Genomic DNA, 14,224 nt, shown 5'->3' with positions numbered 1-14,224 from the left:
TTTTTATAATGACTCATGCACTGCACAACGATTTGGGCCAATCTCCATTTCACGCTCTTCTTCCACACTCGGATGAATTTTCCCCATATTCGTTTGACGAATTTCTTCATATGCATTTGGCTGAGGTGGTAAATTCTCTGTCACAGTTTTACGAAACTCCACTTCATCAGCAATATTTAATCCTACATTCTCTTTAAATAGATCTTGTAAGCTCGCACTCACAACGCCTCTTTCATCCATTTCACTTATTTTTGAATAATGAGCTGGTAAAACAATTAAATCTTGAGACAGTTCCTTATAAAGTGTATATAACGTATTTCTTAAATCACTCACCCAATCTTCAGCCTTACCAGCAAGATCAGGACGCCCAATTGAATCTACAAATAAAATATCGCCTGATAATAAATAAGAATCATCTACAATGAATGACGTACTTCCAATCGTATGCCCTGGTGAGTATAATGCGTCAATTACAATTTTAGTACCCCCCACCGTAATAACAGATCCTTCAACAAGCGGTTCGTATGAGAAAACAACTTCCTCTGCATCTTTTGGTGGTAACCAATACGTACCACCTACCTTTTCCGCTAACTTACGTCCTCCGGAAATATGGTCTGCATGTAAATGTGTATCCATTACATTCGTAATCGTAACGCCATGCTCTTTCGCAAACTCCTCATATGCTTCAACCGTTCTTACTGCATCAATAACTGCTGCTTCACCATTAGAAACAACCATATAAGATAAACAGCCTTTTCCAAGACGATTAAATTGATATATACTTCCTCCCCCCTGTACATCCCCTACTTTTAACGGCTTCACATATTCACTCCAAGCTTTCATGCCACCAGCTAAATAATAAATATTTTGTAATCCAACCTCTGTTAATTGCTCTGCCACAAATATAGAAGACCCTTCTTTTGCACATACTACTAAAACATCTTTATCTTTAGGTAATTCACTTACAATATGATCTACACCATCTAATAAGTCAAAATAAGGTTTATTAATAGAAGAAACTTGTTTCCCTTCAATTTTCCAATCTTCATAATCCGTCTCATTGCGAACATCTAAAATAAATAACTCTCCGAATAACACTTTCTCTGCCACATCTTTTGCTTGTAACGGTTTAACATTCATTTAATTACCCCCATAGGTATATTTTCGTTCAAAAAAATTTACTTCTCTATATTCCCTTGCCACTCTACCATACCTGGAATGACATTTTTCACATTTAAATAACCTTTCTCATTCAACATTTGGCAAGCTATATCACTGCGGTTACCAGTTCGACAAATAACATAAATTTGCTTCGTCTCATCTAACACTGCGCTGTCTAATTCACCTAATGGCACCGAAATGGCGAATGGAATATGGCCAAAAGCAAATTCCGCTGCTTCGCGAACATCTAATACAATGCTCTCTTCCCCATGAGACAATATAGACTGTAATTCTCCATTCGTAATTGTATGTGGATATTTCACAACTTCATTCACTTCATGCTCGTTTGCTTTCCTAACATAATGCACCAATACATCACCCTCGTGTTTCGTCCCGATATATTGATGTCCTACTTTACCCGCCCAACTTTTTATATCTACCGTAGATCCTTTATCTGTTGCCTTAACTTCAATCACCTGCCCTGGTGCTAACCCTTCTATCGCCTTCTTCGTTTTCACAATAGGCATCGGACAAGCCAAACCTTTACAATCTAAACTCATATCCACTTTTATACTCATAATCGATTCCTCCACAATTCATATACATATACCTGTAGGGGTATATTAAAACGTTTTTGAAAATCTGTCAACACTTATGTTTGACAGATTATCGGCTTTTTACAAGTAATTGAACAGCTTCTTTAATTAACTCTTCATTTGAACCATTACCACTTTCAAACTGTTCACGCAAACATTGCTCTAAATTCGTTCCAACAACGAGTCCAATTGTACGATCAAGGGCAGAACGAGATGCCGTTAACTGTGTAATAACCTCTCGGCAATCTTTTCCTTCTTCCATCATACGAAGCACACCACGAACTTGACCTTCAATACGTTTCAATCTATTTTTCATATCTTGATTATATTCCATTCTATAATCACCTCATTACCATTATGTCACCATTTCTAACCTATGACAATATATTATACCCTATAGGGTATTTTGTAAACCCCTATTTTTAATTTTTGTCTTATATGTTCGCGAAACAAAAATTAAAACCTTAATCTATAGGTTTTCATCTTTCACTAAATCTTGAAGTAGAAGATGAAAAATATCAATATACAACACGTTCTGGCAATACTGTCCCATACAACTTAAAACCACCATCTACATTCTTCACCTTATATCCCTTTTCCATTAACATACGCGCTGCAACATACCCTCTCATACCAAGTTGGCAAGTGATATATATTTCTTTGTCCATTGGTACTTCATCCAATCGATCACGTAATTCATCTAACGGAATATTAATAGAGCCTTTAATCATTCCCTGTTTTAGTTCATTAGGTTCTCGAACATCAATAAGGTACCCACCATTTTCAACAATGTGATCTATTTCATGCCATTGCACTGTGTCCACAAAACCATCTACTATATTACTTGCAGCATACCCCACCATGTTTACTGGATCTTTTGCAGAAGAATACGGCGGGGCATATGATAATTCTAAATCTGGTAAATCGATTACAGTTAAATTTGCCTTCATTGCCGTTGCAATAACATCGATACGCTTATCTACTCCATCACGCCCTAAAGCCTGTGCTCCGTAAATTTTTCCGCTTTCTTTATTAAAGATTAATTTTATTAGCACTGGCGTAGCATTCGGATAGTATCCCGCATGAGAATTTGCCTGTACATGTACTACCTCATAGGGTATATTTAATCGTTTTAATATTTTCTCATTTACTCCAGTCGAAGCAACTGTTAAATCAAAAACTTTAGCCACAGAAGTTCCCATCGTACCTTTATATAAAGACTCCGTATGACCATGAATAATATCTGCTAACATGCGACCTTGACGATTAGCTGGCCACGCTAAAGGAATCATCGTTTCTGTTTCTGTAACAAAATCTTTCACTTCAATCGCATCACCAATTGCATATACATATGGGTCAGATGTTTGAAATTTCTCATTTACCTTTATCGTTCCTCTAACTCCTAATGCTAATCCTGCATCTTTCGCTAAACTACTCTCTGGTTGTACACCAATTGCTAAAATAATCATATCTGTCTCTATAATTGAACCACTTTTTAAACGTACAACAGTCCCGCCCTTTTCTAATGCATCTACACCATCTTCAAAAACAAGCTCAACATTGTGCTTGTTCATATGCTCATGCACATATGCTGCCATTTCATAATCGATTGGTGGCATTACTTGATTTGCCATCTCTACAAGAGTAACCTCAATCCCGCGTTCTCTTAAATTCTCAACCATTTCCACTCCAATAAATCCGCCACCAATAACCGTCGCGTGACGTGGTTTCTTCTCATCAATATACGCTTTAATACGATCTGTATCAGGTAAATTCCGTAACGTAAACAACGACTTCGCTTCTTCAATACCCGGGATAGATGGAACAATTGGTTTCGCCCCTGGTGAAAGAATTAACACATCATATCCCTCGTTATATGTTTCATTTGTCGTTACATTCTTTATCGTAATTGTTTTCTCTTCTTTATTAATCTTTACTACTTCACTCAATACACGTATATCTAAATTAAAACGCTTCGACATTCTTTCAACAGTTTGTACTAATAACTTTTGTCTTTCTGTAATAACACCGCCAATATAATATGGCAATCCACAATTTGCAAATGAAATATATTCACCGCGCTCAACCATAATAATTTCATCTTCTTCACTTAAACGACGAAGCCTTGCAGCTACTGATGCCCCGCCGGCAACTCCGCCTACTACAACTATTTTTCTGGACATATGTCAAACCTCCATACTATTTATTATTTAATTCCCTCATATATCACACATATAAAACCTATACCTGTACGGGTATATGATAAATTATAAAAAATTTAATTTCAATCAATATGTCTTTCTTTCACAAATTTGAAACAAAAAAGAACTTAGATATTTCCAAGTTCTTTTTCATATAGCTCTGTTCTATAACTTTCTTTACTATTACATCAATACCTAAAGATGGTGTAGTATGAGGGCATACTTGTTTTAGATAACTGAACTACACCTACATTTAAATTTCCAAACTCAATAGTTTCACTTGAAGTTAAATATATTTCGCTTAAATTTCTTAAATACCAAAGTCTAAGAAAATGAATCCAAATGGATTTACTATATTTATTCAGACCATCTTTTAATATTATTAAATACATTGTCTGTTATCCGATTTCCAAAATTCATATTTTTATTCCCTCTTGTATGAATGGCTATTATTTTGATACCTGTATCAAAATAATGATATACAGGTGATCCACTTTGCCCTTCATAAGTATCAATCTTGTATGTTAGTCTGCTAGGATTAACATCTTCAATTGGACCATAATCTCTCCACATTGTGTAACGTTCATTTCCTATTTTATCAGCTGGATATCCAGGAATCACCGCAAGTAAACCTTTTGGTGATTCTACATAGGTAGTTCTATATCCAAACCAACCTGTATAATCTCCTGGAGACCCATTTAATTTAATCGTTCCATAATCATAATTTGAATTTTCGTTATCAGTCCATCCACTTACCGAGTAAAGTTTTGTTCCTTTATAAGGTAAATACGGTGCTTGTCCTCCATTACGTCCTGGAGTTACAATAACATTTGTTGCCCATCCACCAATTTCTTTATTGTAAATACAATGTCCAGCTGTCAGCACTGTATCTTTACTAATTAGTGCTCCTGTACATCCATAAATTTCTCCACTATTATACTGAGTTGCTATATGGACTACGGCACTATACGGATATGAAGTTGTATCATTAACCCGTATTCGATCATCTATTCCTATAACAGAATAGGTAAGAATGTTAAGTGAATAATTTAACTTCGTATTTTCTAAGAAGGCTCCCCAATCTTCCCTACCATGTTTACGCCCTTCAAATGAAGGCGAAACAAGATCTTCTCCCCTTCGATCATTACTATACAAAGATTGTTCTTGAAAAAGTACACGTTCTCCCTCATTTGAAACTGATGTCCACGGTACATCTTCTGCATACACCTTTTGATTCACCAAAAATACTATACAAAAAAAGATAAAAAGAACACCAAAACTATAAAGAGCCAACCTACATCTTATAGAAATAAAGCTATACACCATAACTTACCTCCTATACAAATGATAGCGAACAATTGAAGATCCCTTTATAAATTCTAGTTTTTCTTTTTTTAAAAGTCAACGTAATTAATAATGATAATCATTATTAATTACGTTGACTTAACAAAATCACACAATTAGTCATATTCTTTACTCTGCGTTCAAAAATTTGTCTCATTAAAGGTTCACTTTATTACATAAACCCGTAACCTTCTTCACAATCAGATCCGCAGTATTCTCTCCCGGTGGCATCAACAAATTTGTAACTGTTCCATACACAATAGGACTTAATTCTACTTCATATCCGCCATATGCATATTCGTCTTTTGTGGGTAAATAACCAAGATATCCGTTCATATATCCACCAAAGAAAACTAATTCATTTTGAAGGATTTCTTTCATTTCTAGGGTCGTTTCTGAAAATGGTTCCATCGGTATGCCAGAGAAAATCCCATCATTAACTTGAAACAGTTGCACTTCTAAATCAATACTTAACCGCCGAATACCTTGCCTATATTTCTCTAATACGATAGTAAGCCATTCGTCCGTATTCACACCCCACTGCTTCTCGGCTAATCGAGCCATGCTTCGTATCTCATCAAATTCAGGAATATCCTTCAACTTCATTTGCATCGTACTTGAAACTGTCCTTAGTTTTACAATTGGACTATATGTAACTGTTGGTAACATCGTTAATACATGTCCACTAAGTATGTAAGCCATTTGTTTTAACGCTTCCCTTGAACCGCGATATTTCGCATTCACATTTCCAGCGGCACCTTGAACGATAATAACAGGGCAGTTCACTATCCGCTCTAGAATCTCTCTCGTCATTCCAGGATAATCCGCTGATAATTCATCACTATCACCTTTTAAAACATTCGGATGCGCAGTACAAAATACTAAAACCCCAGATAACTCCTTCGTTTCAGCATCTCTTATTGCTAACATACCAATTCGTTTATCTACAACACCATCTATATTTGTTCCCATCTTCGCTTTTCCATCAGATGTTCTCTCTCTTCGATTGACCCCAATATCACTTGTCGTAACACTCCAGCCAACTTCACATCGCTTCAAGTTTTTATTAGCAGTAACAGCACCATGCACTACATTATTTACTAAAATCGTTTTATACGACTTTACTAAAGGATGATCACCGACTGTTTCCGGCCCAGAGTGTGTATGTGTATAAACAACAGTTATTCGCTCAAATGGCACATGAAGCCTACTTGCTACTCGCTCACGAATCATATTCGTATCTTCTACTAACATTCCAATATTATCAATACTTATAAACACAGTTTTCATTTCATCTTTTTCAAATACAAAAACCGTTCCATAAATACGTTCTTCAACATTATTTATGCCTGTCTCTCTATGATATCCGACAAAATCAATACCTATAGGCGGCGTAATATCCACCTTACATACCCCTACTTTGCTCATTTGAACCTCTCCATTTCTCTATGTAACTCCCTTTTTTCAAGAATAGCATATTTTTCCTATTTTAAATAAAAAAGAACGGACACAGTATCCTATGTCCGTTCTTCCCCTCACACATACTTCCGATGCACCATCTTCCCATCATAAGAAAACACAACGCCCTTACTCTCCACAATGGACTCCATATGCACCGTTCTTCCCCATAGTTGATGAAGATATGGTAATACCTTTTCTAAGTATTTTAAATCGAGCTCGATTCCTTCATAACTATGTTTAATGTATAATTCTCCGTTCTTTAAGTAGTCTCCATCTTCTACTACTAAGTACGGGAACCCACCATTTGTCCGCATATTTACGAGTTGATCACGCACATTTTCCCATTCTTTATCTATTACTTTATATTCTTTTCCTTGGCGCTGGAATAAGTACATATCTTCTCGCATAACAAGATCTTTATTTAAGTAGTTTCTTAGGAACGATACGTCCCATTCAATTTCGCGTACTTCAAACATTTTATCACGGCCAGATCCTGGTTTTACGCCTCGTCGCTTCATTTCTTCAGTCGGATTGTTGTACCGTTCTTCAATATCTTCAAACATTTTAATACCGAGGTAGTATGGATTAATACTTGTTTTTGATGGCTGTACAACACCTGCATTTAATTTCGCAAATTCAATTGCTTCATCAGATGTTAAGTCCATTTCACGAAGTATGCGTTGATGCCAGTAGGACGCCCAGCCTTCGTTCATGATTTTCGTTTCAAGCTGCGGCCAAAAATATAACATTTCTTCGCGCATCATCGTTAATATATCACGCTGCCAATCTTCTAACTCACGGCTATATTCTTCAATAAAGAGAAGTAAATCTTTCTCTGGTTGTGGTGGGATTTTCTTCTTTTTACGCACATTAGAACGTTCCTGCTTTTTATTGCGATTATCTAAATTCCATAAATCATCGTATTGCGAAACCTTTTTCTTTTCTACTTCGTCCTCTTCTAAATCATCAATACTCCATGCGAGCTTCGGACGCATAAGCGACGGATCAATATGCTCTTGAATGGCAAGTACGGCATCTAAAAATGTTTCTACCTCTGCTTTTCCGTACTTATGCTCATACGCTTTCACACGGTCCGCTGTTGCCGCCATACTCTCTACCATATCTCGCTTCGTATTTGAAAAACGAATATTATTTTTGAAGAAATCACAGTGTGCTAAAACGTGCGCGACAATTAATTTGTTTTGAATTAAAGAGTTCGTATCTAATAAAAAGGCGTAACATGGATCAGAGTTAATAACGAGTTCGTATATTTTACTAAGTCCCAAATCGTATTGTAATTTCATTCTGAAAAATTGTTTTCCAAAACTCCAATGTGAAAACCTTGTCGGCATCCCATATGCACCAAATGTATAAATAATTTCCGCTGGACATATTTCATAACGCATCGGATAAAAATCAAGCCCAAATCCAGTCGCAATTTCCGTAATTTCCGCAATCGCATATTGCAGTGCTTTATCGTCACTCGCTCTCATTATTTTCCCTCCTTACACTTTCCCTTAAGAAAGTGTATGATGAAAAACAAGCTTTCATGAGGATTGATTGCATAATAAAAAGACACCCCCGCAAAAACGAGAATGTCTCATCTATTAACCTTCAATAATCTCCATCTTCTCCGTAATCGGAGTACGAGCTTTTCCTTCTGGCGCTTTATCGAAATAGCCGATATGAAGAATTCCAACGATACGTTGTCCTCTTGTTAAACCGATTCCTTCTATAAATAATGGATTGTAGTTTAATCCGCCTGATTTCCAAACGCAACCTAATCCGCGTTCCCAAGCAAGAAGTTGGAAGTTTTGCATAAATGCACATGTTGCAGCGTAATCTTCATCACGTTGAATTTGACGCGGATCTTCATTTATATATACAACGATTTGTGCAGGCGTGCTTAAGAAACGATCTGATAAAATTTTACCGCGTTTCGCTCTTTCTTCTTCTGTGAAAGAGTTTAATACTGCATCTACTAATTTCTTGCGGCCTTCTCCGATGTATAGTTTACAATTCCATGGTTCACGGTGCTTATGATTTGGTGCCCATGTTGCATCGTTTAATAGTTCAATTAATAAATCTTTTTCTACTGCTTTGTCTGTAAATGTACGAACAGAGCGCCTTTCTTTAATCACATTAGCGATGGAAGTATATGTAGTCATATTTATCTCTCCCTTATTTTTATCTATATGTATAAGTTTATCTTCAGTATTGATATTGATTTTCAATTTCGATTATACCTTAGTTTTTTACTATTAATCAATGTTTTATGTTGGAAAACTTCTAAAAACATCATTCCATGCTGTGAATAAAAAAACTTAACTTGTTCACAAGTATTTCACATTTTATGGAAATGATATGTGTACAGTTTTCCACACTATCCATCTAGGAGGAGTTTACATGTACAAAAAAATCGCGGTAAGTATGACTATGGCAGCATTATTATGCGGAGCAATTATCTTCCCCGCTTCTGCTGCCACACCGAAAGAAGTAACAATGCATCACCATAAACCAATTTTAGAAGAAGAAATGCAGTCGCTAAAAAAGCTCGGTTATAACAAACATGAAATTTGGAAAGCTGCTCATATTGCAAGAATTAGTAATAAAGAAATAAAAGACGTTTTAGCTTACTATAAGCAAAATAAATCTTGGGAGAAAACAGCCGAGCATTTCGGTGTAGATCCAAGTAAGCTGAAAAAACATCATATGAATAAAGAAACAAAACAAGCACTACTACAACAGTTGGCAACTATGCAAAAATCCACACCGGATCAGTTAAAGCAAAAAATGAAAGAATATAACATCAAATTGCGTCATCTTACTGTGTTAACAATCATCTCTCAAAAAAGCAATACCCCTCTTGATGATGTATTAAAAATGAAAAAAGACGGAATGGACATTAAACAAATTGCCGAAAAATTAAATGTAAAAAGAGAAGATATACGAGCGGAAATGATGAAATTAGTGAAGTCTATTAAAGAGACGAAAACAAATTAACACGCCAAAAAGGAAGAGGTATTCACTACTCTTCCTTTTCTTTATAAACTTTTAATTTTTAAGTATAAATTCCCGTCTTTCCCAAAAACTAACACAAGTAAATGATATATTAGGGGGTGCAAAAATGTTTCGTTTAACATCAAAAAAGAAAAAACAAACCGTCTGTTCTGTCCCAGAGTTTATTCATGCTATGAAAGAATCCAGCGACTTTTCTTCTTCTAACGTTATAGAAGATGGGACATTATGTTTGTTTTATTATAAATCGACAGTAGAATCACTTATTATTAAACGATTCATTTTAGCACCTATAAAAGATAAATTGGACGAGATCCAACATATTGATGATATCTTAAATATTGTATCTATTGAAGACATCATCATCTCTCCTTCCATTGATGATATTCGTGAAAAATTATTAGGTGGATACGTATTATTACAGCTAAAAAAAGGTTCAGAGCAAGAAGCTTATGCACTTCTACGCGCTGAAAGTACCGTTTTAGGAACTCGTTTAGTAAATGACACGGAAAATGAATATAGTGTTATTGGCCCTAAAGTTGGTTTTGTTGAAAATGTTGATATAAATATACATTTATTACGCCGAAATATCGTAACCGAGCAATTAATCTTCAAAGAAGTTAGCGTTGGTTCTATGTCAAAAACCAAAATCGTAGTTGCTTACATCGAAGGAATTACAAATGAACAGCATATTAACACCGCAATGCAACGGCTACAAGATATTGATTTTGATTACCCTTTCGATGCAACTATGATTGAACAGTTTATTAGTGATAATAGTAACTCTCCCTTCCCTGTTTTACTCCCTACAGAGCGTTTAGATCGCTCCGTTTATGCATTACTTAATGGGGGGGTTGTCATTTTAACCGACGGTTCACCATATGCATTAGCTGGACCAGCAACATTACTCGATTTCTTCGTCTCTCCAGAAGATTATTATTTACCATGGATAGCTGGCTCATTTCTTAGATTAGTTCGCTTTTTCGGAGCAGCATTCTCGCTATTTTCATCAGCTATTTATACAGCTGTATTAACGTATCACTATCAAATGATTCCTGTGGATTTACTAGGTCCGATTATTTTTTCAAGAGCTAATGTACCCTTTCCGCCCATTTTAGAAGCACTTTTTTTAGAAATCACAATCGAATTGCTCCGTGAAGCTGGAGCACGATTACCTACAAAAGTTGGACAAACAATCGGCATCGTTGGCGGGATTGTAATTGGCCAAGCATCTGTTCAAGCTGCTTTAACGAGTAACATTTTATTAATTGCAGTTGCTTTATCAGCACTAGCTTCTTTTACAACACCAACAGTAAAAATGTCTTCTACTATCCGGATATTACGATTCCCTCTCATCATTTTAGCTGGAGCATTTGGTGGTGTAGGTCTTATCGTCGGATTTGTATTCATATTGGCTCATTTAATTCGCTTAAAATCACTTGGATCACCTTATTTATTACCTTTATACCCATTTCGCGGATTAGGTACAGCTGAAGGACTTCTTCGCCTTCCATTTAGTCAAACTGCAGGACGAGCTTCTTTTCTAAGACCGAAAAAGAAATGGCGCTATGATCCAAACAAGGCGAAAGAAAAACGCGATGGTGAGGAAAAATGAAAAATATTTTATTATGCTTTTTCATTATCATTTTAATTTTCCAATCTGGTTGTACAGAAGCAAATATAGTCGATACACAGCGAATAATTCACGTAGGTGGATTCGATATAATGAAAGATAAAAAATTTCGCGGGACAATTTTATATCCAGATTACACAAAAGGAGTACAATCTAAACCAGAAACTCAATCAACTCATGCAGGTACAATTGAAACAATATCTTCCCTTCTAAACGCCAAATCGCCACATACAATCGCTGTAGGTCAAATGCGTGTGGTTCTATTTGGAAAGGCATTTGGTGAACGTGGAATTGGAGATGTTATTAACAACTTACAACGTGATCCTAACATTGGCCGAGATGTGCAACTAGCACTTGTGGATGGTTCGGCAGAAGAATTACTTAAACATGTCAAAACAAACGGATCGCTATATCTATCTGAATTACTGGAACAAAACATAAAAAACGAGACAATCCCTCGGACAGCTTTAAATATTTTTTTATATAACTTCTATTCATCTGGATACGATCCATTTCTGCCTTACATTCAATTATCAGAAGACAAATCTGCTTCCATTAAAGGGCTCGCATTTTTAAAAAAGGATAAAGTGGTTATGTATACAGATAAGAAAAGGTCTTTTTTATTTAAATTACTCATTAATCCAACTAAAAATGGGCGTTACGAAGTTCCGATACGTCAAGGTAAACATAAAGGCTTAATCGCGACCCAAAACTTATCTGGAAATAGTGTTTGTTCCCTTTCCGACGCCGGTGACATTCCGAAAGTTTACATTCACCTGAATTTAAATGGACTAATAAAAAATGCTCCCAGTTGGCTTGATTTATCAAAGAGCGAAAATGTAACTTACGTAAAAAGACATGTAGAAAAAAAACTTGAGAAGGATTTAAACGAATTAATACAAACATTCCAAGAAAAAAAAATCGATCCAATTGGGATACGTGAAGAAATTCGTAGTCACTCAAGAAAATGGAGCATGAAACAAATTCAGGACATGTATCCTAACGTAGACGTTGCTGTCAACGTAAAGATTAATGTCGTACAATCTGGTATTGGAGAATAGTGAGGTGCTATCATGACTGGACAAGATAAAACACATACAGTTTCCCCCTATTTCACATTCCTTCTATTACACTCTCTTCAAATTGGAGTCGGTGTACTAGGATACCAAAGGATTATTGCGCAATTTGCCGGTTATGATGCTTGGATTTCTCTTATTATCGCTGGTATTGCAACTCATATCGTGTTATTTTGCATGCTGAAAATGTTAGAAAAGGATAATGATTTAATGAATATCCATACGACATGCTTCGGAAAGTGGATTGGAACATTTTTTTCAGTATGCTTTGCCGCATACCTTTTATTATTTTGCCTTACTGTTCTTCGTACATATATTGAAGTTATTCAAGTTTGGGTCTTTCCTACAATTAAACCGTGGAAATTGACTTTACTATTTTTACTTGTAGCTTATTACATAATTAGAGGCGGTTTTCGTTCTGTAACAGGAATATGTTTTTGGGGCGTTATCATACCGATTTTCGTCCTATTTTTCTTAGTTTTCCCAATGAAATATGCACATGTCCGTAACATTTTCCCAATTCTCACTCATTCACCTTTAGATATTCTAACTGCAGCGAAAGCATCTGCATTAGAATTTCTTGGATTTGAAGCAATTCTTGTTTTTTATCCATTTATTAAAAAAGGAAAATCATTAAATAAATGGGCGCATGGTGGTATTGCCTTTACAACGATTCTATACGTAATACTGGCCATCGTTTCCCTCATGTACTATAGCCAAGGGCAACTACATCATACAATTTGGCCAACATTAACGATGCTAAAAATTATAAAGGTTCCTTTCATCCAAAGGTTTGAGTACATCATTATTTTCATATGGTATCTTATTATTTTACCTAATCTTTGTTTAACCATTTGGTCTTCTTGTTGCATTAGTAAAAGATCTTTTCACATACCGTTTAAAATCACACTTCCATTTTTTGTCGCAGCTATTTTTATTTCATCCTTATTTTTCACAAACCGTGAAAGTATCAACACATTAAATACCGTACTATCTCAAGCGGGTTTATATATTGTATACGCTTATATCCCACTTTTATTTCTATTCCATTCGCTAAGATGGCGCTTCAAAAATCAGTCGAAAAAATCTTCAACCGATACACCGTAATCTCTGATACAATTTGATTAATACATTTGTAAAGGGGACAAGCGAATGAAAAAGTATGTATTTTCTTTACTTGCAGTACTAAGCTTAATTCTTGCTGGATGCGGAAGTACTGGTACAAATGACCAAAAATCTTCTGAATCAAAAAAAGAAGAACATGACCACGCATCGCACACTCAGCAAGCTGACATTCAAGAGAAAACAAAAGGAGTCGACACACTTCCGACCTTCCTAGATAAGCTTGATCCACAAATGAAAGATATCTACACCGTCGCTGGACAAAATGCAGAGCTATTAGATTGGATTCCATGCTATTGTGGTTGCGGTGAAAGTGTAGGACATAAAAATAATAAAAACTGCTTTATTCGTGAAATTAAAAAGAATGGTGAAGTTGTTTGGGACTCCCATGCAACGACTTGCGTCAATTGCCTAGAAATCGCAGTTGAATCTGCTTCCATGAAACAAAAAGGAAAATCAACGCTTGAAATTCGTAACTATATCGATAATAAATACAAAGAAGGCTATGGTAAACCAACACCTACGCCAATGCCAAAAGCTTAAAAAACGAGGAAACTCCTCGTTTTTTCTTTTCATTCACTTTTTTTCTTAACAAATTCTTTCAAGTGTATT

Annotated in this window: 13 protein-coding genes; 5 read left to right on the top strand and 8 right to left on the bottom strand. The window is 35.7% G+C overall.

Annotation, left to right across the window (positions count from 1 at the left end; genetic code table 11):
* Positions 1-3 precede the first annotated feature (3 nt).
* The 8 genes from IBT51_RS21765 to IBT51_RS21730 all read right to left on the bottom strand — a co-directional run bounded on the left by IBT51_RS21765 (position 4) and on the right by IBT51_RS21730 (position 8,931).
* Positions 4-1,140 carry an MBL fold metallo-hydrolase gene (locus IBT51_RS21765; RefSeq protein WP_078401228.1) on the bottom strand — a complete coding sequence of 379 codons (1,137 nt, stop codon included), beginning with the start codon at positions 1,138-1,140 and terminating at the stop codon, positions 4-6.
* Positions 1,141-1,178: 38 nt separating this feature from the next.
* Positions 1,179-1,739, bottom strand: a complete 561-nt coding sequence (locus IBT51_RS21760; RefSeq protein WP_200458784.1) for a sulfurtransferase TusA family protein — start codon at positions 1,737-1,739, stop codon at positions 1,179-1,181.
* Between the two features lie 88 nt (positions 1,740-1,827).
* A complete protein-coding gene (locus tag IBT51_RS21755; RefSeq protein WP_000456206.1) occupies positions 1,828-2,091 on the bottom strand; it encodes a metal-sensitive transcriptional regulator in 264 nt (87 codons plus the stop codon).
* A gap of 184 nt (positions 2,092-2,275) precedes the next feature.
* Positions 2,276-3,940: a CoA-disulfide reductase gene (gene cdr / locus IBT51_RS21750; RefSeq protein WP_200458783.1), complete on the bottom strand. Its 1,665-nt coding sequence runs from the start codon at positions 3,938-3,940 to the stop codon at positions 2,276-2,278.
* A 375-nt stretch (positions 3,941-4,315) separates the two neighbouring features.
* Positions 4,316-5,284 carry a trypsin-like serine peptidase gene (locus tag IBT51_RS21745; RefSeq protein ID WP_200458782.1) on the bottom strand — a complete coding sequence of 323 codons (969 nt, stop codon included), beginning with the start codon at positions 5,282-5,284 and terminating at the stop codon, positions 4,316-4,318.
* A gap of 174 nt (positions 5,285-5,458) precedes the next feature.
* Positions 5,459-6,730: a neutral/alkaline non-lysosomal ceramidase N-terminal domain-containing protein gene (locus IBT51_RS21740; RefSeq protein ID WP_200458781.1), complete on the bottom strand. Its 1,272-nt coding sequence runs from the start codon at positions 6,728-6,730 to the stop codon at positions 5,459-5,461.
* 107 nt (positions 6,731-6,837) lie between these two features.
* Positions 6,838-8,256 (bottom strand): stage V sporulation protein SpoVR, encoded by a 1,419-nt coding sequence (gene spoVR, locus IBT51_RS21735; protein ID WP_048564410.1) that lies wholly within the window; start codon positions 8,254-8,256, stop codon positions 6,838-6,840.
* A 114-nt stretch (positions 8,257-8,370) separates the two neighbouring features.
* The gene (locus IBT51_RS21730; protein WP_000214819.1) at positions 8,371-8,931 is read right to left on the bottom strand and encodes a nitroreductase family protein; all 561 of its coding nucleotides are present in this window, start codon (positions 8,929-8,931) and stop codon (positions 8,371-8,373) included.
* Positions 8,932-9,169: 238 nt separating this feature from the next.
* Between IBT51_RS21730 and IBT51_RS21725 the strand changes: the two genes are divergently transcribed.
* The 5 genes from IBT51_RS21725 to IBT51_RS21705 all read left to right on the top strand — a co-directional run bounded on the left by IBT51_RS21725 (position 9,170) and on the right by IBT51_RS21705 (position 14,155).
* Complete coding sequence (locus IBT51_RS21725; RefSeq protein WP_200458780.1) at positions 9,170-9,766, top strand: hypothetical protein; 597 nt, start codon at positions 9,170-9,172, stop codon at positions 9,764-9,766.
* A gap of 124 nt (positions 9,767-9,890) precedes the next feature.
* Positions 9,891-11,396, top strand: coding sequence for a spore germination protein GerYA (gerYA, locus tag IBT51_RS21720; RefSeq protein WP_029441671.1), 1,506 nt, complete (start codon positions 9,891-9,893; stop codon positions 11,394-11,396).
* Complete coding sequence (gene gerYC / locus IBT51_RS21715) at positions 11,393-12,475, top strand: spore germination protein GerYC (protein ID WP_088022320.1); 1,083 nt, start codon at positions 11,393-11,395, stop codon at positions 12,473-12,475. The genes gerYA and gerYC overlap by 4 nt, the downstream gene beginning before the upstream one ends.
* A gap of 12 nt (positions 12,476-12,487) precedes the next feature.
* Positions 12,488-13,597: a GerAB/ArcD/ProY family transporter gene (locus IBT51_RS21710; RefSeq protein WP_088022322.1), complete on the top strand. Its 1,110-nt coding sequence runs from the start codon at positions 12,488-12,490 to the stop codon at positions 13,595-13,597.
* A gap of 45 nt (positions 13,598-13,642) precedes the next feature.
* Entirely contained in the window at positions 13,643-14,155 is a 513-nt protein-coding gene (locus IBT51_RS21705) for a PCYCGC domain-containing protein (protein WP_000761026.1), read from the top strand.
* Positions 14,156-14,224: the final 69 nt, after the last annotated feature.

It is taken from the genome of Bacillus sp. S71, assembly GCF_016625265.1.
Lineage (GTDB): Bacteria > Bacillota > Bacilli > Bacillales > Bacillaceae_G > Bacillus_A > Bacillus_A cereus.
Note: the sequence above shows the minus strand (reverse complement) of the source record. Positions and strands in the feature narration are given on the sequence as shown.